The sequence below is a fragment of the Clostridium sp. KLE 1755 genome (assembly GCF_000466465.2).
Lineage (GTDB): Bacteria > Bacillota > Clostridia > Lachnospirales > Lachnospiraceae > Eisenbergiella > Eisenbergiella porci.
This window is the reverse complement of the sequence record NZ_KE992768.1, coordinates 28,706-54,447: the sequence shown is the minus strand read 5'-3', so window position 1 is coordinate 54,447 and position 25,742 is coordinate 28,706. Positions and strand designations below refer to the sequence as shown.

Annotated in this window: 19 protein-coding genes; 4 read left to right on the top strand and 15 right to left on the bottom strand. The window is 49.6% G+C overall.

All coding sequences use genetic code 11. The features are described from left to right. Positions 1 to 44: 44 nt before the first annotated feature. The 8 genes from HMPREF1548_RS24320 to HMPREF1548_RS24270 form a co-directional block, all read right to left on the bottom strand. Positions 45 to 2,708: a valine--tRNA ligase gene (locus tag HMPREF1548_RS24320; protein ID WP_021639370.1), complete on the bottom strand. Its 2,664-nt coding sequence runs from the start codon at positions 2,706 to 2,708 to the stop codon at positions 45 to 47. A 1,321-nt stretch (positions 2,709 to 4,029) separates the two neighbouring features. Continuing rightward, positions 4,030 to 4,503 (bottom strand): GyrI-like domain-containing protein, encoded by a 474-nt coding sequence (locus HMPREF1548_RS24300; RefSeq protein ID WP_021639364.1) that lies wholly within the window; start codon positions 4,501 to 4,503, stop codon positions 4,030 to 4,032. A 139-nt stretch (positions 4,504 to 4,642) separates the two neighbouring features. Then, positions 4,643 to 5,146 (bottom strand): GyrI-like domain-containing protein, encoded by a 504-nt coding sequence (locus HMPREF1548_RS24295; RefSeq protein ID WP_021639362.1) that lies wholly within the window; start codon positions 5,144 to 5,146, stop codon positions 4,643 to 4,645. Positions 5,147 to 5,366: 220 nt separating this feature from the next. Next, entirely contained in the window at positions 5,367 to 6,044 is a 678-nt protein-coding gene (locus HMPREF1548_RS24290; protein ID WP_021639360.1) for an ABC transporter ATP-binding protein, read from the bottom strand. 11 nt (positions 6,045 to 6,055) lie between these two features. Further along, positions 6,056 to 7,555 carry a hypothetical protein gene (locus tag HMPREF1548_RS24285; protein WP_021639359.1) on the bottom strand — a complete coding sequence of 500 codons (1,500 nt, stop codon included), beginning with the start codon at positions 7,553 to 7,555 and terminating at the stop codon, positions 6,056 to 6,058. A gap of 10 nt (positions 7,556 to 7,565) precedes the next feature. Beyond that, positions 7,566 to 8,327: a hypothetical protein gene (locus HMPREF1548_RS24280; protein ID WP_035323783.1), complete on the bottom strand. Its 762-nt coding sequence runs from the start codon at positions 8,325 to 8,327 to the stop codon at positions 7,566 to 7,568. A 169-nt stretch (positions 8,328 to 8,496) separates the two neighbouring features. Then, entirely contained in the window at positions 8,497 to 9,819 is a 1,323-nt protein-coding gene (locus HMPREF1548_RS24275; RefSeq protein ID WP_021639356.1) for a sensor histidine kinase, read from the bottom strand. Beyond that, positions 9,816 to 10,544: a LytR/AlgR family response regulator transcription factor gene (locus HMPREF1548_RS24270; RefSeq protein WP_021639355.1), complete on the bottom strand. Its 729-nt coding sequence runs from the start codon at positions 10,542 to 10,544 to the stop codon at positions 9,816 to 9,818. The genes HMPREF1548_RS24275 and HMPREF1548_RS24270 overlap by 4 nt, the downstream gene beginning before the upstream one ends. A 195-nt stretch (positions 10,545 to 10,739) precedes the next feature. Between HMPREF1548_RS24270 and HMPREF1548_RS24265 the strand changes: the two genes are divergently transcribed. Both HMPREF1548_RS24265 and HMPREF1548_RS24260 read left to right on the top strand, forming a co-directional pair. Beyond that, on the top strand, positions 10,740 to 11,288 hold the full coding sequence (locus tag HMPREF1548_RS24265; RefSeq protein WP_021639354.1) for a PadR family transcriptional regulator: 549 nt from the start codon (positions 10,740 to 10,742) through the stop codon (positions 11,286 to 11,288). 43 nt (positions 11,289 to 11,331) lie between these two features. Beyond that, positions 11,332 to 11,748 (top strand): hypothetical protein, encoded by a 417-nt coding sequence (locus HMPREF1548_RS24260; RefSeq protein ID WP_021639353.1) that lies wholly within the window; start codon positions 11,332 to 11,334, stop codon positions 11,746 to 11,748. Between the two features lie 547 nt (positions 11,749 to 12,295). Here HMPREF1548_RS24260 and HMPREF1548_RS24255 read toward each other — a convergent pair. Both HMPREF1548_RS24255 and HMPREF1548_RS24250 read right to left on the bottom strand, forming a co-directional pair. Next, on the bottom strand, positions 12,296 to 14,518 hold the full coding sequence (locus HMPREF1548_RS24255) for a hybrid sensor histidine kinase/response regulator (protein WP_021639351.1): 2,223 nt from the start codon (positions 14,516 to 14,518) through the stop codon (positions 12,296 to 12,298). 186 nt (positions 14,519 to 14,704) lie between these two features. Continuing rightward, positions 14,705 to 15,538 carry an AraC family transcriptional regulator gene (locus tag HMPREF1548_RS24250; protein WP_035323756.1) on the bottom strand — a complete coding sequence of 278 codons (834 nt, stop codon included), beginning with the start codon at positions 15,536 to 15,538 and terminating at the stop codon, positions 14,705 to 14,707. A gap of 115 nt (positions 15,539 to 15,653) precedes the next feature. Here HMPREF1548_RS24250 and HMPREF1548_RS24245 point away from each other — a divergent pair, with 115 nt between their 5' ends. Next, entirely contained in the window at positions 15,654 to 17,372 is a 1,719-nt protein-coding gene (locus HMPREF1548_RS24245; RefSeq protein WP_198168683.1) for a glycoside hydrolase family 2 protein, read from the top strand. A gap of 204 nt (positions 17,373 to 17,576) precedes the next feature. Here the strand turns inward: HMPREF1548_RS24245 and HMPREF1548_RS24240 are convergent, their stop codons facing one another. From HMPREF1548_RS24240 to HMPREF1548_RS24220, 5 genes are all read right to left on the bottom strand, one after another. Next, complete coding sequence (locus HMPREF1548_RS24240; protein WP_021639347.1) at positions 17,577 to 18,065, bottom strand: GNAT family N-acetyltransferase; 489 nt, start codon at positions 18,063 to 18,065, stop codon at positions 17,577 to 17,579. A gap of 28 nt (positions 18,066 to 18,093) precedes the next feature. Further along, on the bottom strand, positions 18,094 to 19,458 hold the full coding sequence (locus HMPREF1548_RS24235; protein WP_035323777.1) for an MATE family efflux transporter: 1,365 nt from the start codon (positions 19,456 to 19,458) through the stop codon (positions 18,094 to 18,096). A gap of 348 nt (positions 19,459 to 19,806) precedes the next feature. Continuing rightward, positions 19,807 to 21,282, bottom strand: a complete 1,476-nt coding sequence (locus tag HMPREF1548_RS24230; RefSeq protein WP_021639345.1) for a glutamate synthase-related protein — start codon at positions 21,280 to 21,282, stop codon at positions 19,807 to 19,809. Positions 21,283 to 21,365: 83 nt separating this feature from the next. Then, entirely contained in the window at positions 21,366 to 22,439 is a 1,074-nt protein-coding gene (locus tag HMPREF1548_RS24225; protein ID WP_021639343.1) for an MORN repeat-containing protein, read from the bottom strand. Positions 22,440 to 22,581: 142 nt separating this feature from the next. Beyond that, positions 22,582 to 23,433, bottom strand: coding sequence for a GNAT family N-acetyltransferase (locus HMPREF1548_RS24220; RefSeq protein ID WP_021639342.1), 852 nt, complete (start codon positions 23,431 to 23,433; stop codon positions 22,582 to 22,584). 421 nt (positions 23,434 to 23,854) lie between these two features. Here HMPREF1548_RS24220 and HMPREF1548_RS24215 point away from each other — a divergent pair, with 421 nt between their 5' ends. Continuing rightward, a complete protein-coding gene (locus tag HMPREF1548_RS24215) occupies positions 23,855 to 25,639 on the top strand; it encodes an LTA synthase family protein (protein ID WP_025490641.1) in 1,785 nt (594 codons plus the stop codon). The last annotated feature ends 103 nt before the right edge of the window (positions 25,640 to 25,742 follow it).

Genomic DNA, 25,742 nt, shown 5'->3' with positions numbered 1-25,742 from the left:
CCGCCCTGTGAATCCATGATTCCCTGCACGGTACCGTCTGCCGCTTATTTTTTCAGGGCGCCCAGACGTTCTTTTACCTGTGCCATCATCTGTGTGTATTTTTCCAGCTTTTCCTTTTCCTCAGCGATTTTGCTTTCCGGCGCCTTGGACAGGAATTTTTCGTTGCTCAGCATGCCGTTGACGCGCGCCAGCTCACCCTGCAGCTTCTTTTCCTCTTTTTCCAGTCTTTCGATTTCCTGGGCGATATCCACCAGCTCCGCAAATGGGATGTAGCAGGTGGCCCCTGCGATCACAACGGAAACCGCATCGTCCGCAATGCCTGTCCGGTCCGCCTGGACGGTTACCTGGGAGGCATAGGCAAGGGAAGCGAAGAACAGCTTTCCTTCGGTAAATGCCCGGGTGATATCCTCCTTGTCGCTTACTACATAAACATGCGCCTTTTTGCTGGGCGGCACGTTCATATTACTTCTCACGTTACGGATGCCCCTTACGGCCTCCTTGATGATTTCAATATCCTTCTCCTGCGCCGCATAATTCCAGTCCGCGCGGTATTCGGGCCATTTTGAAATCATGATGGATTCTTCCTCGTCCTGGAGCGTGCAGAAAATCTCTTCCGTCACGAAGGGCATGAAGGGATGCAGCAGCTTCAGCGCGTTAAGAAGCACATTTTTCAGCGTCCACAGGGCCGCTCCCTGGCTGTCTGCATCATCGGTATCATACAGCCTGGGCTTCACCATTTCAATATACCAGTCGCAGAACTCGTCCCAGATAAAGTCATATACCTTCTGGACCGCGATGCCCAGTTCAAAGTTCTCCATGTTGTCGGTTACTTCCTTCACCACATTGTTCAGCTTGGAAAGTATCCATTTATCCACCGGCTGCAGATGCCTGTCCGCATCCTGAGGGATGGTCTTGCCATCCATATTCATCATGATGAAACGGGAAGCATTCCATACCTTATTGGCAAAATTACGGCTGGCCTCCACTCTCTCATAGTAGAAGCGCATATCGTTTCCGGGCGCATTTCCCGTAATCAGGGTAAGGCGCAGCGCATCCGCGCCGTACTGGTCGATGATCTCCAGCGGATCGATGCCGTTGCCCAGAGACTTGGACATCTTCCTGCCCTGGGAATCCCTGACAAGGCCGTGGAACAGGACGGTGGAAAAGGGTTTTTCACCCATCTGCTCATAGCCGGAGAAGATCATGCGGATAACCCAGAAGAAAATGATATCGTAGCCGGTAACCAGCACGTCCGTAGGGTAAAAATAATCCAGATCCTCCGTTTTATCCGGCCAGCCCAGCGTGGAGAAGGGCCACAGCGCGGAGGAGAACCAGGTATCCAGCGTATCCGGATCCTGGGTCAGGTGGGTGCAGCCGCACTTCGGGCAAACCGAAGGCGCTTCCTTAGCCACCACGATTTCACCGCATTCGTCACAGTAATAAGCCGGTATACGGTGTCCCCACCAGAGCTGTCTGGAAATACACCAGTCGCGGATGTTATCGGTCCAGTTATAATAGGTTTTGTCCATGCGTTCCGGAATCAGCCGGATATCGCCGTTCTTTACGCCCTCCACAGCGGGCTTGATCAGCTCGTCCATTTTTACGAACCACTGCTTTTTAATCAGCGGCTCCACCGTGGTCTTGCAGCGGTCATGGGTGCCTACATTATGGGAATAGTCTTCGATTCCCACCAGGAGTCCCATTTCGTCAAGCTCCTTCACGATGGCGGCTCTCGCTTCATAACGATCCATACCTGCGAATTTGCCGCCGTTTTCATTGATGGTGGCATCATCGTTCAAAATATTGATTTCAGGCAGGTTATGGCGCTTTCCTACTTCAAAGTCGTTAGGGTCATGGGCCGGGGTGATCTTAACCACGCCGGTACCGAATTCCATATCCACATAGGAATCCGCCACGATGGGGATTTCCCGGTTCATCAGGGGCAGCAGCACCTTCCTGCCGATAAGGGACGTATATCTTTCATCCTCAGGATTGACCGCCACAGCCGTATCGCCCAGCATGGTTTCCGGACGGGTGGTTGCGAACTCCAGGAACTCCGTAGTGCTGGGCGCGCCGTTTTCATCTATGAGCGGGTATTTGATGTGCCAGAAGTGGCCCGCCTGCTCCTCGTAAACCACCTCCGCATCGGAAATGGAGGTATTGCATACCGGGCACCAGTTTACGATACGGCTGCCTTTATAGATCCAGCCCTTTTCATGCATTTTGCAGAACACTTCGGTTACGGCTTTATTGCAGCCTTCGTCCATGGTGAAGCGCTCTCTGTCCCAGTCACAGGAGGAGCCAAGCTTACGCAGCTGGCTTGTGATCCTGCCGCCGTATTCCTTTTTCCACTCCCAGGCACGCTCCAGGAATTTTTCCCTTCCCAGGTCGTGCTTGTCAATGCCTTCTTCCTTTAATTTTTCAATGATCTTCACTTCCGTTGCGATGCTGGCATGATCCGTTCCCGGCTGCCACAGCGCATTATAGCCCTGCATCCTCTTAAAACGGATCAGGATATCCTGCATGGTATTGTCCAGGGCATGTCCCATATGCAGCTGTCCCGTGATATTCGGGGGCGGCATTACAATGGTAAAGGGCTTTTTGCTTCTGTCCACCTCTGCATGGAAATATTTCTTTGCTATCCACTTTTCATAAAGTCTGTCCTCAATGCCATGAGGATCGTAGGTTTTCGCCAGTTCCTTACTCATAATTACTCCTATCCGCCCGCTCCTGCGGGCCTTTGTTTTGTGGGGGGGGGGACGGGCTTTCCCGCAGTCCTGCCCGGCGTCCTGGTTCCTGCGGGGTGCGGATGGGGGGAGTGTCTGAGAGCTTTCAAAAAGGGGGTATTTCTAACCGTTTCCTTTTCCCATTCTGCTCCCAACATGGCGCAAAACTCCTCACCCAGGGCAACTTGCGCTGCAAGCAGCTTCAGTTGTCTGGGTTCGTCAGACAGCGCCATTAGGGGCGGGAGCAGAATGGGAAAAGGAAGCGGTAAGAAATAGCTCCATTTTTTCAAAGCTCTCAGGCACTCCCCCCGTCCGCACCCCGCAGGAACCAGGACGCCGGGCAGGACTGCGGGAAAGCCCTAGGGTAGTGGCCGCGGAAGTTAAGGGCAGAATCGCCCTAATGCACATAAAAAAGGCCCTTTGCCGGGTTGGTTCGGCAAAGGGCGTCTTTAACGCGGTACCACCTTTGTTCACCGGGAAACTTGGGGCGTCTGGTGTGGGAATGAGACGCTCAGGGGGGCAGGGGGATTTTTGCTGTTGCGGTAAAAATCCTGGATTCCGGCCTGCGTTTGGTTTCCTGGCCTTTGGCATCTTTTAACGGGGATGAGGCGGGAGGCCTTAATGGGCAGAATTTATGGGGTCTGCTTTTGGGGGTCCGATTCCAAAGCTACCTTCGGCATTCCTTTCTTCTGAACGTCTTCCAGCCTGGCTTGGATTTTGTGTGTCGTTGATTAATATTTAATCAGCGGGGATTGCGCCAGGACGTTCTTCTCTGTGAAGGGGGGATGCTTACTCCTCTTTTTCATTATCTTTGATATTATGGCGGCTGAACCCTGTAATTTCGGGGTGGCCAATTTATTTTTTACTATAATGAATGAATGGGCTTTTGTCAAGTCCATACCCGTATTGTTTTATGGGTTATGTTAGCGTTCTTAAAGGAGTCTGGGGGCGCGCACATTTATAAATTCGGCCTGGCGGCCGGCGGTGCGATAGCAGAGATGCACCCATTCGCGGATTGTTACGGTTTCTTTATTTCCTACGTTATAAATGTGTTGGGAGGGTTTGGTGTTAAGAAGGATTTCTGTGAATCTGCTTAAATCATGGACATGAAAAAACTGTAGCTTCATTTTTCCATCCCGGGGCAGATAAAATTTTCTGTCCGCCATAGCACAGTCAAATACAAAGGCTTCCCTATATACATTGTTCATTTGGCCATATAAATAGGGCGGCATGAGGATATATGCTTCAGGTTTTCTTTTCAGCAGGGGCGCTTCCGCCCGTAACAAGTATTTTTTTCATAGTATCAGTCGCGCTCCTTGATGGGAATCCATATTTCAATGATCGAGTTTTCCCGGTTCCAGTGAAATCTTTCATCGTATTTTTCGAAATGGATGAGGTCTGTCGGCAGGGGCTCGTACTTTATATTGGGCAGGAGATTTCTGTAAAGTTCTTCATAGGTATCATAGATTCTGTTCATCGCGCCGGTATGTTCTGCCACCAGGTATTGGTGGGGCTGGATTTCTTTCAGAATAAAGCCATCCGGTATAATTGTTCTTTTGGGAATGGCGCAAAAGTAAGTCAGCCCGCCGTTCTTTCTTTCCATAAAGGCGTATTTGAGCCAGGTGCCGCTTTGGGACAGGTATGCTTTTTTCAGGTTGGCATTGAAGGTACGCCAGAATTGTGTGCTGATTTGTATATTTTTTGTACGGTATCCGGTAAGCTGGATTTCCTGTCCAATGACTGAAAATGCTTCCAGTTCACGTATTTCATATTTCATTTTATGCCTCTTTTTTCCACAGGCAGGCCTGCAATCCCGCTTCTTTAAGCCGTTGAATGGGCTTTATATCGTGAGCCGGCAGCCGTAGCCCGGACGGCGGGAAGGACGTTGCCTGCGCTGATGCGTTTATCCTGCCTGTTCAGGCCGTTTCTTTCACTGCAATCCAAATCTCGACAAGGCCGTCCTTTCCATAGTATTCGATATCCGGCGCTCCTGATTTCATTCTGCCTGTAAGGTAGCCTTTATTTAAGGGCCGGTATTTGGATTTGGGCAGCCATTTTGTGATTGCCATGGCTTCCGTTTTTCCGATGGTTTCCAGCGTGCAGGGGAAAATTGCCCATGTCATGGCCGGTATGGCGTATTCTGTGATATCGTTTCGCGTATCTTTGTCACTTGATACTGCGATCAGATACTCAAATTTACGGGGATCTGTTTCGTCCGTATTATAAATATTTATTCCGAGCAGGCCCTGCTGCTTTTGATTTGACAGCGCCTGTAACGGTTTGTCAAGGTTTTCTGTTTTAAACCTGGTCCAGAGGGCCGGGATGGCTTTTCTCCCTTCGCCTCTCCTGTTCGTTGTCTGAATTTTGTAACCGATTGTGCGGAAGCTTTCTTTTTTCTCAATCCGAAAAGGTAAATCCATTGTAACCCTCCTGTTTAGCTGTTTGCTTTTTTCTTTCGGGTCCGGGCAGCCGCCGTGGCGGAACGGATGTTTTCTTCAGCGGCCCCTTTGCCTGTGCATCCATAATTGTACTTTAAATCAGGCGGCGCTTCCTCTCTTTTACAGTACCAAATAGATAAGTATCCGTCAAATTCAGGCTATGGGATTTACTGCGGCGCCAATAAAGTCAGGGCAGCCGTATTTACTCCGCCTGACGGTATTGTTCCGCCAGCTCCCCGGTAATGGGCATCAACCGGCCGTCTTCAATGGAATATACCTGATCGCACAGCTGTTCAATGTCTTTATAGCGGTGGGACGTGAGGAAAATCGTTTTGCCCTCCGCTTTCAGCATACGGATAATTGTCCTGACATCCTCATACGTCTTATAGTCCAGGGCATTAAACGGTTCATCCAGAATCAAAATATCCTGTCCCTCCATAATGGCCTGTGCCAGTCCCAGTTTCTGTTTCATGCCAAGGGAATAGTGATCAACCTTTGTCTTATCCGATGGATCAAGCCCCACCTTGTCCATGGCTTCTGCAATTTCCTCTTCGCCTATCCTGCCCTGAATATCAGCCAGGAATTTCAGGTTCTGGAAACCGCTGTAAATGCCGATAAAACCGGGCGAGTTAATGAATACCCCCATATTGTCCGGGAAATCCCGGCCATTCTTTCCAAGCTGCCTGCCGCGCACATAGATGTCTCCATTATCCGGTTTTTCGAAGCCGCACAATATTTTGAACAGCACTGATTTTCCGCTGCCGTTGGCGCCCACAAGGCCAACCGTTTTTCCGCGCTCCACAGCCAACGATACCTCCCGGAGAATCCTCCTGTGTCCGAAGCTTTTTGATACCTTCCTTAATTCAATATATGAGCTCATAACGGTTCCTCCTAAACCAATATTTTCTTACTGCCGAATGTCAAGAGCCACCCAAGCGTCAGCATGATAACAACAGCCTCCGTCCCCAGTGCCGCTGCGGCAGGAAGCCCGGCGCCGGAATTTAATTCCGCAATCCGTGTCAGGCCTGAAAGGCCGAAGGGCAGATAAGATACCCATTGTCTGGGCACAACACAAAGCAGATTTCCCACAGCCGGCACCAGAAAACCGATTGTAACCTGTCTTGAAACGGCATAAACACACATCATGACAAGATACTGTCCCATAGTATCAAGGAATTTCATAATAACAGCATACAGCAGCATTTTCCACGCCGTAATCCCGTCTGCATATCCAAAGAAAAATATTCCAAAAAGCCCCGCAGCAAACCAAAGAAGCGCATAGGCAGCGAGAAAGCCTGTGCCGGCCCACAGAATTCCACTCAGCAGCTTCCTTCGGCTTTCCGCCCGGACGGAAATAAAATAGGACTGGCCGCTCGCCGTCCATTCCAGGAATGCCGCCAGAAGATACAGCGGCGCACCGTTTACAATCAGCATTTCAAGGAACGGGAATACCCGGAAACAGCCTGTCCCATGCCCGGCAAACAGAGAATATACCCATTCCTGCCCGGATTGTAACCGAAAGCCTGCCCCGGCCTTGTACAGCGTTATTACCAGGACAACCGCAAAAAGAGCCAGTAACTTCTGCCGCGCCGCCAATTCGCGGAGATAACAGGCTGTCATGCCTGATATCCGCGGCCGCGGGAGGGATATACACCCCCGCCATCCAAACCGCACCGTTACAGTAATGATGATGGCAAACAGCAATAATGTAATTCCTGTGACAGCAAAACGGTGATGCGACCCCAAATTATGGTGCAGTATCAGCAAATGATTAAAGCCCGTCAGCGGCAGGCTGCGGACAGCCGGAATCTTCATCCACAGAACCGAGAGAATATAAAGGGCAAGAATCACCCTGACTGACCATTTCCGCCCCCCGAAATGCCCAATCCACATGCAAAACCCGATTATCAGCCAGCCACCGAAAAACTGACAGGCAGAGAATGCCGCAAATGCCTGGACCGGGGTGGAAAAATACTGCCGCAGCACAAAAAACAGCTCTGCACCCGCCGCTCCTTCGGGTAATTCCCACCCATTTCCCCCGGAAAGCCCCATGCCGGATAAAAGAACCGCCGCGCTTTGGACAGCGATCAGCAAAAGGACAATCCCCCCTGTTCCCAGCCATTTTCTATAAAAATAGGAATGATAGCTTTGAAAACGCAAAATCACATTTTCCCCGTCATCCTCCAAAAAGGAAAAACAGCTTAACAGTAAAACCGGAAGCAAAAAACAGGTCAGATAATAGTGATCGGATACCGCCGATAAAATATGCTGTTCAAAATAAATCCCTTCGTTTAACCGGCCGCTGACGGAAAAGAGCAGGCATCCGGCAAACAGCACAAACACCTTCCCATATCCCCACAGGCGGAAATTCTTTTTGATAAGCGCCGCCATAACAAGCCCCCTAAACGTTCACCACAGTATTTTTCCTGATTTTTGCAAGGAAAAACGCTGTAAAACTGATGACACAAAGCAGCAGAACCGGCCCTGTGAAAAACGAAAGCCACGTCACCGCATGGAAACTGATACACGTTGGGTCAAAAGCGACAACTAACCGATATTTCTCCAAACTCAGAATTGCCATAATAAAATTCTCAAGTATGGAATAGATAAACGGCCCGGTGAGTATTACAAAAATATTTTTACAATACATGGCGAGTACAAAACCAAAGGTCATGGCTAAAATACCTATCACACCTCTCCAGCAGGAAAAAGCAGCCGCATAAAGCAAAGGCTTTTCTACAAATGCTGTTTGGAAAACATGCGAAAAGGTATTGGTTTCAGGCGGAACCACCGGCGCTTTAATATCAATGGCATATACTGCAGACAACAGATAAGGGACCGCCATAATGCAAAATGCTCCCAGTGCATAGGCTGTCCATTTTGCTGTCAGGTATTTTTTAACCGGGACGCGCGGGGCGATATACAAGAGAAAATTATTTTTACGCTCGTAATACAGATTCCAGCAGAGCGGAATCACAACAAACAGCGGATAAAGCAGGGAAAACCCTCCTGTTCCCACCTCCCACGCCTCCAAATCATAATGCAGTGTATAGCTTAAATAGAGCTTTTCAATCAGCACACACATGATAATTGTCAAAACGGCAGTTGTTAAAAGCACCGGCAGAAACATTTTTTTACATTCGTTTTTTATCAATTGGGGCATATCTTCCATTCCTTTCCGTTTTTCATAACTGTTCAATTTCCTTCACAGTTACTCTTTTTCTTCAATATATCGGAGTATCCTGCGCACTTCAACCTCCCGGAACCAAACGAGGGTTTTAAGGGAACAAAATAATTTTCATTCCTTTAAAACCCTCGTTCATACCCGTTAATTATGGAAGAAGGACGCCAAATACAACATAATTTTCTTCCGAAACGGCTTCATTGCGCGTAATAATCTTTCCATGATACCGTTCAGAAATACGCAGTATGTTATACAAGCCGTAGCCGCGCCCCTCACTGCTGCTTTTTGTTGTAAACCCTTTCCTGAACAGCCCCATGAACTCCGTATTCGACATGGCCGGGGCCGGATTGGAAACAAGCAGCTCCAGATACGTCCCTTTTTTCCTGACGGCAATATAAACCGTGCTTCCTTTCGGGGAGGCCTCGATTGCATTATCCAGCAAAATCCCGATTGTTTCAATCCACTCTGTTTCCGGTACCGCGGACTTTTTAAAAAGCCCATGCAGCTGCAATTCCATATGAATCCCCGCCGCCACCGCCTGTTTTATTTTTCCAAACAACATTCCTGCAATGACCTTGCTGTCACAGGAGAGCAATTCCCGGTCGTTGGAATTGATGACAATGCCGCCTGTCAGCGCCGCCACCTCTCTTTGCGCCTCCTCCAAAGTGCCGGCAGAAGCCACGGCCGCCTCAATTGCCAGCATACGGTTCTGAAATTCATGCTGTCTTGCCCTCACCTGGGAAATCAACTCCTCCACAATGGGCACATACTGTTCAATCATATGGATTCGCTTTTGCTCCTGCAGCCTGCGCCGATGGAAAAACAGCAGGATGCTGTTAAACAAAAGGACCGCCAGCACCAATACCGTAAGAAGCCCTGAATGAGAAAGGAACCTCTCCGCCTGGAATGAAACTACAGTAAGCGCCACCATCAGCAAAACCGCAATATCCGACGACACAATCCAGACCGCAATCCCACCCGTCAGCACCAACTGCTGGAGCGCGCCATAAAACGGCGTACAAAACAGCAATGAAACAAGGAGCAGCGTCAATACACGGCCGCCAAAAAGCAGCCAGCCTCCCCAAGCCCCGAAAGCGGCCAACACAGCGACACAAACACACCTGACAAGCAAATACAACGAAAACACCGCCATTGTCCCGCTAAGAACGTCACCGTTATTTTCCCATTTGAAATAAATACTGTGAAGCAGCAGCACAGAAAAAACCAGAAATAGCCATCCCGCAATACTGTTAACCGGCACAATCTCATATCCGTATGCGGAAAGCGCGGCGCGCACCCCTTCATTCGCTACAAAATTCACCCGCAGGACAACACACAAAACAAGCAAAACAGGAAAAAGCAGAATATCCTTCCCCCTTGCCTCCGACCTTTTCTGAAAAACGCCTTCACAGCAAACTGCCAATGCGCCCGCATCCAGCCCTGACTGCGCCAAAATACACAAAACATTCATGCTTCCCCCCACAGCCCGTCCTGATACTTATTGCCCACAGGCACCACCTCCGTAACCCCCTTTAAATAGATTTTCCGCCCGGCCTTATCAATCCTGTCAATATAATCCCTATTCACAATATAACTCTTATGACACTGTACAAAAGGACCGCCCTCCAGCAGCGCCAACATTCCGGCTAACGTATACCCGGAAACAGTATCCTCTTTTCTTCCGGACAAACGGTTATCCGTATGAATAACCAGTTTCTTCCCAAAAGCTTCAATATACACAATATCCTCCGCCGCATACTCCAGAATAAACTGCTTTTGCTCAAGCTGGATTCTCCTCCCCTCCCGCCTGATCTGCCCGGAAAGTCCCAACGCATCGCGAAACGCCTCAGCAAATTCCTTCTCCCCAAACGGTTTTACAAGGAAACTATAACACTTCACATCACGATAAGCCGAAAGCTCCTCCCCCGCCAGCCCCGTTTCAAATATAATCGGTGTATACCTATACTCCGGCAGCCCGCGCAATTGCTTCGCCAAATCAGTCCCCTTATAATCCTCCAACTGAATATCAATAATAAAAAGCGCAATCTCATTCTCCCTTGCATACCGCAGCGCCTCCCCCGCCCCGGCAAAAGAAATCACTTCCAGCTCTCCTGATATTTTCCCAATATACTCAACAATCCGCCTTACCGCGCCCCGATTGTCCTCCGCCAATAATATTTTACCTTTACCCATCATTATGCCACCTCATCCTGCGCCTGTTTTTCAATCCTGACACCTTTCAGCATAATATAATTCTTCCATACAGGCAATACAACTTTCAAAGAAAAAGGCCTGCCTGCCCAACAGTTACAATTATTTGTATCCGCTTCTTTACAAAACTTACATATAGCGTTATTATATATCTATAAGATATATCTAAATGGAGGATTTATGTTAGAATCTATTATTTTAGGCATGGTATCAGACAATGATTTCACCGGCTACGACATCAAAAAGCTGATAGAAAACGGCATCGGAGTTTTTTATAAAGCGAGCTATGGAAGCCTGTATCCGGCCTTAAAACGATTAACAGACAAAGGCTGTTTAACAACCTACGAAAAACCCCAGGGCGGCAGGAAAAAAATTTTCTACCACATCACAGAAGAGGGACAAAAACAGTTTTTCGACTGGCTGGTTTCACCCACTGATATAACCGAAGGCACGAACACCCATCTGGCAAAAATTTATTTCTTTGATAACCTGTCCCCCGAAATCCGTGAGCAACAGCTATTGGAATATGAAATTAACAACAAGAATTATCTGAGGAAACTGAATGATTTAGAAAATAAGTATAATAAAATGGAAAACAAAGAATGTTTTTACTACAAACTATCCACCCTTTACTACGGCATCTGCATTACCCAAAAAACAATTCAATGGTGCCAGCACATCCGCATGCAAAAACCACTCTCCGACTTAATACAGGATAAAAAATCATAAACCAGCGAAAGGATGACTTTATCAACAGCCAAAGGTAAAAATTATGATAACAAAATCCCCCAGCGGCGCCCTCAGCCCATACTATTACAAAGGCGGCTATTTCCATGGAATCCATTATGGCAGCTACTTTGACGATTCAGACGCATTACTTTCCATGATGAAAAAAGAAGAAGAGTTCATTCTAAAATCACCGGAAAAACGCAGAATCCTAATTGATCTCTACGAAACGACTCTAACCAAAACACTTACCGAAAAAATTACAGAACATATCAACCACCTGCGCCCCAACATCGTAAAACTAGCAATCACCGCCACCCCAAAAAACCTTCACAAACTCCACAAAGCCCTTACCAGAAAAACCTCACTCCCACAATCACAACTATATTTTTCCACCGACATGGAAGAAGCCAAAACATGGCTTGTAAGCGACACATGCCATACGCACATCTATTCAAAATAAATATTGCCACTTCCAAATTCCAGAATATCAGCTAAAATGATAACACACTACTCTACCCTAATTTTATTATCACGCACCATTATTCTATCCTAAGTATTCAATACTCCAACACATTTATATATTTTCACTACTATTCCTCTTTATCTACCTGTTTGCCAAGGCCAGGAGAACCGCATCCGCCCCAGTCCCTTCCCTTTCGTTGGGGCGGCGGGAGCCTGTTTTTTTTCTTCCGGGCTGCGTTGGGGTATTTTATACTCCATAGGAAAAAACGGTGATGTTTTTTACTGCTCCTGAATACCAGAATTCTGCCGCCCTTAGCAGCCGCAAGCGACTAAAGTCGCTGGACGAACGCAGCCGACTAAAAGTCGCTGCGTGAGGAGTTCTGGCTGCGTTGGCAGAAATCTGGTATACAGGAACAGTTAGAAACATCCCGTTTTTGAGACTGGAGCATAAAATACCCCAACGCAGCCCGGAAGAAAAAAAACAGGCTCCCGCCGCCCCAACGAAAGAGCGAAGGGACTGGGGCGGATGCGGTTCTCCGTCCCCCCTAGCGCGCACTGAAATTTTTCATTTGTTTATAGAGTTCCCCCGCCGAAACCGGCTTGCTGATATGTGCATTCATTCCCGCCCTGCGGCTTTTCTCCACATCCTCCGCAAAGGCATTGGCAGTCATTGCAAAAACAGGAACCGTCCCGGCGTCACTGCGGTCCAGAGATCTAATTTTCTTCGTGGCCTCGTAACCATCCATTTCCGGCATGAGAATATCCATCAGAATATAATCATAGAAGCCCTCCGGGGAAGCGGCAAATTTCTCCACGGCAATTTTTCCGTTCTCAGCCATATCTGTCCATGCGCCGGCTGCCTGAACTATTTCGGCAGTAATTTCCCGGTTCAGTTCGTTATCTTCCACGATCAGGACGCGTTTACCTGCAAACTGCTTCTGTTCCAGGCAGATTTCTTCGTTTTCTTCATTTTCAGGCTGTCCGCCACAATCGGCTGAATCCGCTTCGCCGGCCCCGTCGGCTTCGGGAAAAGGAATATCCAGAAGAAATAAACTGCCTCTGCCAGGCTCACTTCTGACGGCTATGCTGCCGCCCATCAGCTCAACGAAGCGCCTGGTAATCGCAAGGCCAAGGCCTGTCCCGCCATACTTGCGGGCCACATTGCTGCCCTCCTGCTCAAAGGGGCTGAAAATTTTATCCAGGTTTTCCGGCGCGATGCCGCAGCCGGTATCCTCCACTTCAAAATGCAGCCAGTGTCTGCCGTCCTGCACTTTTTCTTCCCGGATCCGGAACCAGACCTGTCCGCCCGCTTCCGTGAATTTAAAGGCATTGGAAAAAAGATTGCTGATAATCTGGCTGATACGCAGCGAATCACCCAGCACAACAAGGCTGTCGTCAACGGATGACTCCACATGAAATGCGATATTCTTATCCGCAGCCTGGGAGGAAGCTATGACCATCATCTGCTCCAGTATCATTTTCATGCTTATTTTTTCCGGGCACAGCTCAATTTTGCCGCTTTCCACCTTTGACATATCCAGCACGTCATTGAGCAGGGCAAGAAGATGCCTGGAAGACATGTCGATCTTATTCAGGCAGTCGGATACCCGCTCCGGATCCTCCAGATGATGCATGGCAATATGGTTCATCCCAATAATGCCATTAAGCGGCGTGCGGATTTCATGGGACATACGGGAGAGGAATTCACTTTTCGCCATGCTGGCGCTTTCTGCCATCTTCAGAGCCTGCTCCGTGGATTCCTTTTCCCGGGCCAGGAGACGGTTCTTCTGCCAGATGACCATGGAATACAGAAGCGCTATCCCAAGAATACTTACCGCAGTGAGCAGTATAACCGTCATGGCAACCCTTGTCATGCTGCTGCTCAGTTCCCCTATCCTCTCATCCAGCTTACCATAAGGCATACTCACGCAGATGTACCAGTCATTGACGGACAGCGGTATATAATAAAGATATTTATGGATACCCTCCAGCGTAAATGCAGTGACGCCTGTTCCGCCCTGTCCCACATTGTCCCGCAGCATCGAAGAAGCATATCCTTCATCAAATTCCGCCTGTTCCTCCAGGTAATCGAACAGGTTCCTGCCCACTGCACCATCATCCCCGTCATGTCTGATGATATAATTCCCGTTTGTGTCAATAATGTTTCCATAAGCGTTGGCGCCTTCTCTGTAAAGCGACAGCCTTTCCCCCAGATACGAAGGAGTCATTCCCACCACTGCCGCAATCAGACGGTGCTCACCAAACATGACAGAAGGAATTTCCGAGGACAGCAAAATCATCGTATTTCCAGTGAGCACACTGTTTACCTCAAGATATTTATCCTGTCCTTCAAGCAACGCCTTTGCGCCTTCTATACGTCCATCTGCAGAAAAATGCCCTTCCGACGTATAATAATCCCCATTATCCTCCAGAAAAGCTACAAAGGCATAAGCGTTCTTCACAGTCCTGTCCCGGATAAAAGCCTGAAGCATTTCCATGCTTTCCAGATCCGCCTCCGTTATGTTCGCCGTAATGCTGCTGACCCGGATAAACTGGCTGTTCATTGTAGTATCAAAATGTCCCGCCATCTGATCTGCCATCTCCGCCAGATAAATGTCGCTGATATCCAGAATCGTTCGCCTTGTTTCCTGTCTGTCCGCCCGTACCATCCAGACCAGAAGCGAAAAAATGAGCAGTCCCAACACTGCCGCCGCTGCCATCACACTGGTCTGCTTTTTATTCGAAAATGAAAACTTGCCTTCCTTCATTACCGGTTCCGCCTGATTATATTTTATCGTCCAGCCGTAAAGCTTTATTTTTTATCATCATAGCATCCCGAAGAATGAAAAACAAGACTTTATTACAGTGTTTTCGGATCCGGTTTTTCCGGGTTATATATTACGGTTCAGCCTGGTCTGAACCGCCGCTGCCCAGACCTGCCCGGACTGTAACGGTTAAGTTCCAATGTCCCCGGTAATCCTGTATTTTCCCGGCGGCAGTCCCTTTTTCTGCCGGAATATGTTGGCAAAATAGTGCTCATCCGAAAACTGCAGCCGGTAAGCAACCTCCTTCACTGTCATCCCTGTGTTTCTCAAAAGCAGGCAGGCCGTGTCTATTTTCCGGGACAGCACATATTCATAGGGTGTCTGGCCATATGCCTTCCGGAAAACCCGTGTCAGCTGGGAAGGGGAAAGGCTGGCTTCCTTTGCCAGCTGTTCAATACTCAGGCGTTCATAAATATGCTCATCCACATATTTCCTCACTGCAACCGCAGTCTCCGGGAGCCGTATTTCCGGCTCCGCCCCCGCCGCTGCGTGAGCGGCCAGCTGAAGAAGGATTTCATGGAAAAGGAGGGAGGTCCTGCGGGCCACCTCGGTCCCGCTGCCCTCCTTTTTTTCACAGACATGAAGGAACTCCCGGAATAAAGGATAGACCGGGCAGTCCCGGAACAGGACCGTCTCCCCCAGGCCGAAGCCTTCCACCAGGGTGTCGCACAGGCTTCCTTTTACGTTCATCCATATTTTTTTCCATGGATTGCCCGCATCGGCCTGGTAAAAATGGCTTTTTCCCCGGGGAAGCAGATAAACGTCCCCCTTTACCGGACGGTAGGTTTCCTCCCCGATCCTAAGCAGGCCTTCCCCTTCCATAATATACTCAAGGATATAGATGGAGGAATTCTCCCTTTCTATATGATAATGGCTGTCAGGATAGGTAATTCCCGTCATCTCAATCTGAAAAACCGGCTCTCCCGGCAACTGGCCCGGGAGGAATGTAATGATTTGTTCCATAATGCGTGTTTTCCTCAATATTTTGCGTGTAATTTCCATTTATTAACCTATATTATAGCTGTATACTTCAAGTAACGCAAGATGAGCCGGTGCATCCGGCAGAATGGAGGAAATTATGGGGAATATACCTAGACCGGAACATCCTTTTCCGCAGTTTGTACGCGAGGACTGGGTGAACCTGAACGGAACATGGGATTTTGAACTTGATTTGAACAACAGCGGGCTGGAAAGAGGCTTTGGAAAAAGGACGGATTTTAAGGACAAGATCCTGGTGCCCTTCTGCCCTGAAAGTGAATTGAGCGGCGTGGGCTACACGGACTTTATCGCAGCCGTATGGTATCACCGCACCGTTACCGTCAGCGCAGAGCAGCTGCAGGGAAAGGTTTACCTGCATTTCGGCGCCGTGGATTATGACTGCCGTGTATTTGTTAATGGCACGGAGGCGGGAAGGCACAAGGGAGGCTATGTGTCCTTTGCCCTGGAAATTTCCGCGCTTCTGAAGGAAGGGGAGAATCATCTGGTCGTATGTGCACAGGATGATACCAGAAGCCCTATGCAGCCCATCGGCAAGCAGAGCGACCGCTTCTATTCACATGACTGCTCCTATACCAGAACCACAGGTATCTGGCAGACCGTATGGATGGAATTCACGCCTGACGCACATATCTGCAGCGTCCAGTATTATCCGAATGTAGCGGAAGGCTCCGTAACCATCAAGGCAGTAGTGGAAGGGGAAGGCATCTTCAGCGCCGCCGCTTCCTATGAGGGAACCGCCTGCGGAAGCGCATCCGCCAGGACGGATTCCGGCAACGTAATCGTCACCATCCCCCTGAGCGAAATCCATCTCTGGGAAGCAGGGGCAGGACGCCTTTATGATCTGCAGCTTTCCTTCGGCGATGACAAGGTGAGCAGCTACTTCGGCCTCCGTGAAGTGAAGCTGGACGGCTACCGCTTCCTGATTAACGGCAAGTCCGTATTCCAGCGTCTGATCCTGGATCAGGGATTCTATCCCGACGGCATTTATACGGCGCCCTCCGACGAGGCTCTGGTAAATGATATCCGCCTTTCCATGGCGGCAGGCTTCAACGGAGCCAGGCTGCACCAGAAGGTATTTGAACCCCGCTTCCTCTATCACTGCGACAGGCTGGGTTATCTGGCCTGGGGCGAAATGGCAAACTGGGGCTTTGATCATTCCTCCTATTCCGGCTATGAGGCATTTATTCCGGAATGGATCCAGTCGATTGAAAGAGATTTCAACCATCCCGCCATCGTAGGCTGGTGTCCTTTCAATGAGACCTGGGATTTTGAGGGACGCAGACAGATTGACAGCCTTCTTGCCCTCACATGGAAGATCACCAAGCAGTATGACACCACCCGTCCCTGCATCGATACCAGCGGCAACTACCACGTTGTTACGGATATCTTTGACGTGCATGACTATGAGCAGGATCCCGAAGCATTTGCCGCTACTTATGAGCCGTTTAAAAATGGTACGGGCGTATTCCACGACCGTCTGGGCGACAGGCAGCAGTATAAAGAAGGGCAGGCGATGTTCGTCAGCGAATACGGCGGAATCAAATGGGCTCCCGGCAGCACGGACGAAAAGGCCTGGGGATATGGAAACGGCCCCAGGACCGAGGAAGAGTACATATCCAGATATAAAGGACTTACCGATGCGCTTCTTGACAATCCCAGGATGTTCGGCTTCTGCTATACACAGCTGACAGACGTAGAACAGGAACAGAACGGCATCTATTACTATGACAGGACACCTAAGATCGATGTGAATATCTTTAAGGAAATCAACAGCCGGAAGGCTGCTATCGAAGACTGATACGAATAGATGCCCTGGCTTAATATCATGACATTTATCTCCCACAGCTGCGGACCACCCCCTTACATATCCTATGTGTTCCGCAGCTACGGGAATAAATTAAGCCCGAAAGGAAAATGGCAGATACCCCTGAAGTATGTATGCCATCTGCCTTTCGGGCCTGTTATTCTTATTTTGAAGCACAGACATAACTGCCTGGCAAAGCTATACCCTGCCTTCCATAATAATATTCTGAGGATTCATTCCCAGCGCTTTATAAAAGCCCATGGCCGATTCATTAAAGGCCCATACCTTCAGCTCCACCCTGTTGATTCCCATCGGCCTGATTATGTCCGCCAACGCCTCATAGAGCGCTTTTCCCACACCCATATGCCTGAAATCTTCAAGGATGCAGATATCGTCAATGTAGGCATAGCGTCTGGGCACCACCACCGGGTGGGCCGGAGCCTGCTTCAGCTTGACATTACATATGCCCGCAGCCCTGCCGTCTGCCTCGGCTACCAGGAAGAAGGAATTTTCCTCCTCCATCAGCTTTTCAAAATCTTCCCTGCCAAACGGGCTGTCCTCCAGGTCAGCAAAAATATCCGGCCGGTTTACCGCATGGATATGCTGTTCTTCCCGTATGGCCGCTCTCAACAGCTCATAATCTCCCCAGCCGCCTTCTCTTACGGTAATTTTCTTTTTCTCCTGCATCAAATTTACCTCTTCTCTTATATGCCTTCTATACCAAATCTGCTGCGTTTTCTCCGATTTTGCTGATAATCTTTTTATTAATTCTCGCATAGAAGAACAGGGTGACAGCCAGCGACATAAGTTCCGCAATCGGGAATGCCCACCATACGTTTTCCACCTTACCGGTCAGGGAAAGCAGATAGGCTGCGGGAAGCAGCACTAAAAGCTGTCTTGCCACAGATACCGCCAGACTGTAAACACCGTTGCCCAAAGCCTGGAATACACTGCCGATAACAATACAGAAGCCGGCAAACATAAAGCTCAGGCTGATGATTCTAAGGGCAGGCACGCCGATTGTCAGCATATTTTCCGAAGCGTTGAACATAGCCAGCAGCTTGTCCGGGAAAATCTGGAAAACAAGGAGCCCCACCATCATGATGGACACCGCATAAATGATACTCAGCTTTGCCACATGCTTCACACGTTTCCGGTTGCCCGCGCCGTAATTATAGGCCACAATGGGAACCATTCCGTTATTCAGGCCGAATACCGGCATGAACACAAAGCTCTGCACCTTGAAATAAACGCCGAAGACCGCCGTGGCAGTTGAAGTAAACTGAATCAGAATCAGGTTCATGCCATAGGTCATGACAGAGCCGATTGCCTGCATGATAATAGACGGGATGCCTACGGCATAAATCCTGCCGATCATTTTTTTCTCAGGACGGAATTTTCTGAAATTCAGATGGATATCCTTGTTCACCTTCAGGTTAAAGATAATTGCCAGCCCTGCCGCCACAATCTGTCCGAATACCGTAGCCGCCGCTGCGCCCGCAACGCCCATTTTGGGAAAGCCAAAGAGGCCGAAAATCAAAATAGGGTCGAAAATAATGTTGATCACTGCGCCCAGACTCTGGGTAATCATGGTATACATGGTCCGTCCGGTGGACTGCAGCAGCTTTTCAAAGGTCATCTGGGTAAACATACCGATAGAACAGATACATACAATCGTCAGATAGGTTACGCCATAGGATACAATTTCCTGATCCTTTGTCTGGCTTAAATAAAACGGCTTCGCAATCAGTACGCCGACTATCAGAAATACCACGTAGGACATAATCGCAAGGAAAACGCCGTTTTCCGCCGCTTTATTAACATTTTCCTGATCCCGCTCTCCCAGGCTTCTGGAAAGGACCGCATTGACGCCGACGCCGGTTCCCGTGCTGAGGGCGATCATCAGCGACTGGATAGGGAACGCCAGGGAAACAGCGGTCAGTGCATTTTCATTAATCATGGATACGAACACACTGTCCACAATGTTGTAAAGGGCCTGCACCAGCATGGAAACCATCATTGGAAGGGCCATGGACAGAAGCAGCCTGTTCATGGGCATGGTTCCCATCTTATTAGTCATAACGCGTTCCGGCTGCTTTCCCTCTCCCGCCGCCTGGGACGCCGTGCCATTTACAGCTGCATTTTTCTTTTGTTTTTCACTCATTTTAACACCGCTTTCTAACTCTTAACTAGCTAACCATTCCAGTATAATAGAAAAAACAGCAGCCCGCAAGTAAAACAATCTGCTGTTCCTTCCTATTTATATAAGCAATTTAACTAAAGTTTTTGCAAAACTGTCCTGTGCCATCACAGTTACTTGCAAAATTCCATTCAAAACCACCTGCGAAATTAATATTTTGTACTTCCGGATGACTTTCAGCCGGTCAGCACTGTAAACGCACCGGCCGGCTGAACTGCTGATTTTTCCTTATGCATGGGGAATATTGGTAAATTCCGATATTTCCCGGCTGATGGTGCATAAATCCTCAACGCTTAAATCATGCAGCCTCTCATGCCCTGTGATACGGGCAAAGGTTTTCAGTTCCTCCAGGGAGCAGTTGAGATAGTTTGCCACTCTCGCTGCCGCCGCATCCATCTTAAGGCGTGCTCTCAGTGTCTCATCCTGTGTGGCAATACCTACCGGACATTTGCCGCTGCCGCAAATCCGGTACTGTTGGCAGGCCGCTGCCATCAGCGCCGCCGAAGCCACCGCCACCGCGTCAGCTCCCATGGCAATCGCCTTTGCAAAATCCGAGGATACCCGCAGCCCTCCCGTAATCACCAAGGAAATATCGGATTTCACGCTGTCCAGATATTTCCTTGCCCGGTAAAGTGCAAATACAGTGGGAACACTTGTGGAATCACGCACCAGACGCGGGCTGGCCCCTGTTGCGCCGCCTCTTCCGTCGATAGTAATAAAATCCGGACCGGCAAAGACACAGTATTCCAGATCCCGTTCAATTCTTCCCGCTGCGATCTTGATCCCGATCGGCCTGCCGTCCGATTCACAGCGCAGTTTGTCAACCAGCGCCCGCAAATCCTCTCTGGTATTGATTCCCGGGAATCTGGACGGGCTGATAACGTCCTGTCCCAGAGGCTTATTACGGATGGCTGCGATTTCCGGAGTCACCTTGCCTCCCGGAAGATGTCCTCCCATGCCGGGCTTGGTACCCTGGCCGATCTTGATCTCTATGGCATCAGCGCGCCGCAGGTTCTCCGGCGTCACACTGTACAGATTGGGCACATATTCAAAAATATATTTGGCCGCCGCTTCCCTTTCCTCCGGCAGAATCCCGCCTTCGCCGCTGCACATGGCCGAATGCGCCAGAGCGCTTCCCCTAGCCAGGGATATCTTGGCTTCCTTTGAAAGCGCGCCGAAGGACATGTGGGATATGTATACCGGATTGTCCAGTATAAGCGGCTTCTTGGCATTCGGGCCGATAACGGTGGTCGTATCCACATGGGCATGCTCATCCAGCGGCGGAGGATTCAGCTGCGCCCCCAGAATAAGTATGTCATCCCAGCAGGGCATGGGCATCTGTGTCCCCATGGCCTCAATAAGGGGCTTTCCTGAAACCGCCATTTCGTGAATCTGAGCCATGTACCGGATATTTTCATCCTGCCTTCTCCATTTCTCCGGATAGGCAAGAGTCTGGGGTTCACTATTTTCATCTGTGCATGCAGCACCGGCCGGCGCTTCCGTTTCCCCGGCAGCTTTCAGGCCTGTCTGCGTGCCAGCTTCTGCAGTTTCCGTTTCCGGCACAGCCGCAGGCTGCTCCTCCAGCAAACGTAAGTTATCCGGGGAATGCCCGCACACCGGACATTTTTCCAGCTCTGAAAAGAGCTTCCCTTCCTTTTCCTCGTCAAAAATGTAACCACAGATTCCACATTGGTATCTTGCCATACCTTTTACCCCCTTATTATTTATAATACGGCCGCCTGTTTCCGGCAAAGCCGTTCGTTCCCCTTTTACAGCTGTCCCTGGTTTTATTCCTTTCTGTTTTTTACCTGATTCCTTACCTCCTTCAGCCCCTGATCCTTGTTTTCCAGCGGATAAATCCACATATGGCTGTCCGGGTTCTGTACATCCTGGCAAATCGGCACCCTGCCTTCCAGATCCCTTCCTTCAAAGGTCTTAAACACACCTTCCTTCGCTTCACCGCGCCATTCCTGCACGTTGCCGTCGGCATTCAGCGTGTTGATATACATATTTCCATGGTACAGCCCGTCCTTGAAATTGCCGATCACATTCTGAAAATAACGGCTCTCCGGGGCTGCCCTGCCGATATCCAGATCATAGTGCTCCTGGCCTTCCCCATTGGGCAGATTGTCCAGCCAGGCACCCTCATAGCTATGGGTAACCAGAACCGGATCAAAGGAAGCGGCGGCATTGTCCTGACAGTACATTTTCAGCCACATTCCCTTCCCGCTGCGCAGGCCGTCCTTCCATTCTCCGTAGTAATACTGATCCTCTCCGTAAACGGCAATGCCCGTTCCCTCCGGGCGGCCCTGCTCATTCCTGTCCCCGTAGTAATAAAAATAAGCTGAACTTTTCAGGGAGGCCGACATGGCGCGGTAATGCGCCAGCCCGCTCAGATCCTCTACGGCTTCCACATTATCCTTCTGCCAGTAATCCATCATTTCTGCGAGCATCTGGGTATTCGTTTTCTTTACAATGACCGTCGCCGTATTTGCGCTTACCTGCGCCGTATCCGGCACATTGGAGCCGGATACGGCGGGAGGCGCGTCCTTCACAGCATCCGGCGCGCTTTCTGTTTCCACAGGTTCCTCGGCATCCAGCTCAATCGTCTCCTGAACCTCCACAGGATCCTCTTTGCCGGTATTTTCTCCCGTTTCACCTGAGGCTTCCTCCGTGCTTTCCGCCGTTTCGCCGCTTTCCGTTTCGCTTTCCGTTTCCTGCACCGCCTCTGTATCCGGCCCCGTACCGGACTGCCCCTTTTTCTGCCTGGCACTGACTGCGCACATTACCAACACTACAATGATAAAAAGAAGCAGGGCGGCTATGGGGACCAGCTCCTTCATTAATTTACTGTTTTTCATTCCTATTCTCTCCGGTTCTTTCTTTTCAGGGCGGCAGCTGCCGCAGCCTTCATTTATAACTGCCCATCACTTCAGCAGTTACTTTTATTCTACCATACTTGACCGCAACGTCACAGAAAAGATTTTCTTAATTAATTGGGCTTCATTGCCTGCGTCTGACATATACCTCTGCCCACGCCGGGAAAAAGCCGGCGTTTATGGCAACGCTCCTGGAAAGCCCGTGGGATTCCGCGGTGCCGTAGAAGGGGATTTTCCCTCTGGCAAGGATTTCCTGTTTCAGCAGGGCAACCAGACTGGAGGCCAGGCCACGGCCCGCAAATTCGGGTAGCACGTCAATTCCAATCTGCCACATCAGCGGACTGTCCTCACTGGCCCCGGCCACAGCAGCAACTTTTCCGTCAATAATCGCAGCAACAGCCAGCATATCCGGCATCAGCTCAGAACCGCAGATGGCATGGCGGAACTGCCGCCCATCTTTCCAGTCGGGCAGCTCCCCTTCTTCCAGCCATCTGACCTCAAAATCCGGTTTTACCGCCGTTTGCTGCATTCCAGGGAGAAAATAAATATGGGTATCCGCAATCTCCCTGCGCTGGCTGCGAAGGCAGTCATCCAGCCTGCGCAGGTTTGAAAAACGGCAGAACCATTCCGGCTCCGGTCCCTGTTCCCCGTATTCACGGCAGCACCAGTCATAAATTGCCTCATCCGCCATAAGATACCCTTTCCCGCAGAACAGAATCGCCCTGAAAAACAGATCCATCCCTTCATATACCCTTGCCCTGGAATCAATTCCATAGTCAATGCCTGCCGCCGCTTTTTCCATACACTCTCTCATAAGCCAGCCATAGGCCGTATCAGTCATAAAGGTCTGATCCGGCATTTTCGGCCTTCTTCCTATTAAATAACCGCGTTTTCCTGCTTCGCCGGACGGATCCAGCACGCAGTCCATTTTAAACTGGGCCTCCACCTTTTTTATAATATCCTCAGCTATATGCATTTTTGTTAATCCTCCCTGCAGATTGTGCTGCTGCCGCAAATGCGCTTACCTGCCCTGCGGCTGCCGGTTTTTTCATATTACAATTACGTATTTCTTCTGTCAACCGGCGCTGCCCGATTTTCTCGTTCTGTATTTCGTAGTTCCGTGATCGGTATAATTATTTTTTCTTTCCAAATTATGAATTCTTCGCCGCTTCTCTTGACAGTCACCATATCGCTGACTAGAATGTAACAAGAATCATGGGGTATTCTGATCCGTATGGGAAAACAAGGCTTCCAAGCCGAAGCTAAACGGCACATGCGGCTCTGACAATATTGATTTTCAAATGCGCTAATACGTATAGATGGGAGTAAGCTGAAAGAAGGACGCTTTCAGCCTTCCTGATTTTCAAATGCGCCAATGCGCATAGATGGGAGTAAAAATGAAATTTCTAAAGAAAATAAAGGAAAGCAGGCTGAACCTGATTTTGCTGCTGCTTTACCCAATCGTAACCTTTTATCTGCTGGAATGGTTTACCCATAATCCCTGGAAAACCATGAAGGCAACTCCGCAGGTGCTCAATATCGTAATGTTTGAGCTGGTTGCCCTGCTGCTTTTCGCCCTGTTCGGCCGGCTGCATGCGGCGCTGATGACGGAAACGCTTTTCTTTTTCCTGTATGGGCTGGTGAATTATTTCGTGCTGAATTTCCGTTCCGTGCCGATTCAGCCCTGGGATCTGTTCTCCATCAGCACCGCCGCAAGCGTTGCGGACAACTATGAATATACGCTGGACAAACAGGCGCTTCTTGTGGTTATCGGCTTTCTGGTTCTGCTGATACTGGAATTTTTCTGCAGGTATACCCTGAAAAAAGGAACCTGGAAATTCCGCATACCCACGGCTGCCGTTGTATGCGCCCTGCTGGTGGCCTTCGGCGGCATGTTCCATTCCGACGAAATCGTCCAGCAGAAGCTGCGGCTGTATGACAAGCTTTTTACCCCGACCACCATCAGCTTCAAGAACGGCACAGCGCTGGCCTTTGTCATGGAGCTGCGTTATATCTCCGTAGACAAACCGGCCGGCTACAACGCGGATGCCGCCCGGGAGGAGCTGGCCGCCTATGCACAGCCCTCGGAGGAACCGGAGAAAAAACCGAACATTATCGTCATCATGGATGAAGCCTTTTCCGATCCAGCCGTGCTTGCGGATTTTCAGACCAATGAAGATTATATGCCTTTTATGCACAGCATGATGGACGGCGCGGACAACACGGTTTCCGGATGGCTGAATGTTTCAGTCCTGGGGGGAAATACTGCAAATACCGAGTTTGAATACCTGACGGGGAATACCATGGCCTTTCTTCCCACCGGCAGCATCCCCTACCAGCAGTACATCAAGGCAGAAACGCCTTCCATGGCCTCCCACCTGGCTTCCCTTGGCTATAAAACGGTAGCCATGCACCCTTACAAGGCAACCGGCTGGGACCGTGATAAGGTTTATCCGGACCTGGGCTTTCAGGAAATGCATTTCCTGCCCGATTATAAAAATCCGCTTCTTGTAAGAGAGTATGTAAGTGATAAATCGGATTTTGAGAAAATTATTGAAACCTACGAAAAGAAAGAACCCGGAGAACCGCTGTTCGTATTCAACGTAACGATGCAGAACCATTCTTCTTATACGGAAAGCTTCGATAATTTCCAGCCGGATATTACCGTGGAGGGCGCCAATTCCACAGCCCTGAACAATTATTTATCCCTGATGAAGCTTTCGGACGAGGCGCTGCAGGAGCTGATTGCCTATTTTGAAGGGCAGGAGGAAGAAACCATCATTGTTTTCTTCGGTGATCATCAGCCTACCAACTCCGTTGTGGAGCCGGTATGGAAGCTCAATGGGAAGCGTAATGCAACACTGACTGAGGAAGAACTGTCACGGCGTTACAAGGTTCCTTTCATCATCTGGGCCAATTATGATATTGAGGAAACCACAGGCGTGGAAACCAGCGCGAACTATCTGGGCTTTCAGACGCTTCAGGCCGCAGGCCTTCCCCTTCCTGATTATTTCAGCTATCTGGCCGCTTTTTCCGGGGAGGCGCCCGTAATCTCCGCCAACCATGTGGAGCTTAAAGATGGTACCTTTACGAATGCGGACGATCAGAAGGATTTGCTTTCCGGCTACAGAGGCTATCAGTATTACCAGATCTTTGATGCATCAAAGCGTAACGGCGGTTAATTTCCCACGCCGGAAAAACCGCACGGCCACATAAGCGTAACCCAATTACAGCTCTGGAGGTACAACGACAAAAATGAAATTCATGAATACAATGACGGCGGGG

Excerpts from the sequence above, each read along its gene's own strand:
- HMPREF1548_RS24320 (WP_021639370.1), bottom strand. The coding sequence starts at position 2,708 with ATGAGTAAGGAACTGGCGAAAACCTACGATCCTCATGGCATTGAGGAC.
- HMPREF1548_RS24300 (WP_021639364.1), bottom strand. The coding sequence starts at position 4,503 with ATGAAATATGAAATACGTGAACTGGAAGCATTTTCAGTCATTGGACAG.
- HMPREF1548_RS24295 (WP_021639362.1), bottom strand. The coding sequence starts at position 5,146 with ATGGATTTACCTTTTCGGATTGAGAAAAAAGAAAGCTTCCGCACAATC.
- HMPREF1548_RS24290 (WP_021639360.1), bottom strand. The coding sequence starts at position 6,044 with ATGAGCTCATATATTGAATTAAGGAAGGTATCAAAAAGCTTCGGACAC.
- HMPREF1548_RS24285 (WP_021639359.1), bottom strand. The coding sequence starts at position 7,555 with ATGGCGGCGCTTATCAAAAAGAATTTCCGCCTGTGGGGATATGGGAAG.
- HMPREF1548_RS24280 (WP_035323783.1), bottom strand. The coding sequence starts at position 8,327 with ATGCCCCAATTGATAAAAAACGAATGTAAAAAAATGTTTCTGCCGGTG.
- HMPREF1548_RS24275 (WP_021639356.1), bottom strand. The coding sequence starts at position 9,819 with ATGAATGTTTTGTGTATTTTGGCGCAGTCAGGGCTGGATGCGGGCGCA.
- HMPREF1548_RS24270 (WP_021639355.1), bottom strand. The coding sequence starts at position 10,544 with ATGATGGGTAAAGGTAAAATATTATTGGCGGAGGACAATCGGGGCGCG.
- HMPREF1548_RS24265 (WP_021639354.1), top strand. The coding sequence starts at position 10,740 with ATGTTAGAATCTATTATTTTAGGCATGGTATCAGACAATGATTTCACC.
- HMPREF1548_RS24260 (WP_021639353.1), top strand. The coding sequence starts at position 11,332 with ATGATAACAAAATCCCCCAGCGGCGCCCTCAGCCCATACTATTACAAA.
- HMPREF1548_RS24255 (WP_021639351.1), bottom strand. The coding sequence starts at position 14,518 with ATGAAGGAAGGCAAGTTTTCATTTTCGAATAAAAAGCAGACCAGTGTG.
- HMPREF1548_RS24250 (WP_035323756.1), bottom strand. The coding sequence starts at position 15,538 with ATGGAACAAATCATTACATTCCTCCCGGGCCAGTTGCCGGGAGAGCCG.
- HMPREF1548_RS24245 (WP_198168683.1), top strand. The coding sequence starts at position 15,654 with ATGGGGAATATACCTAGACCGGAACATCCTTTTCCGCAGTTTGTACGC.
- HMPREF1548_RS24240 (WP_021639347.1), bottom strand. The coding sequence starts at position 18,065 with ATGCAGGAGAAAAAGAAAATTACCGTAAGAGAAGGCGGCTGGGGAGAT.
- HMPREF1548_RS24235 (WP_035323777.1), bottom strand. The coding sequence starts at position 19,458 with ATGACTAATAAGATGGGAACCATGCCCATGAACAGGCTGCTTCTGTCC.
- HMPREF1548_RS24230 (WP_021639345.1), bottom strand. The coding sequence starts at position 21,282 with ATGGCAAGATACCAATGTGGAATCTGTGGTTACATTTTTGACGAGGAA.
- HMPREF1548_RS24225 (WP_021639343.1), bottom strand. The coding sequence starts at position 22,439 with ATGAAAAACAGTAAATTAATGAAGGAGCTGGTCCCCATAGCCGCCCTG.
- HMPREF1548_RS24220 (WP_021639342.1), bottom strand. The coding sequence starts at position 23,433 with ATGCATATAGCTGAGGATATTATAAAAAAGGTGGAGGCCCAGTTTAAA.
- HMPREF1548_RS24215 (WP_025490641.1), top strand. The coding sequence starts at position 23,855 with ATGAAATTTCTAAAGAAAATAAAGGAAAGCAGGCTGAACCTGATTTTG.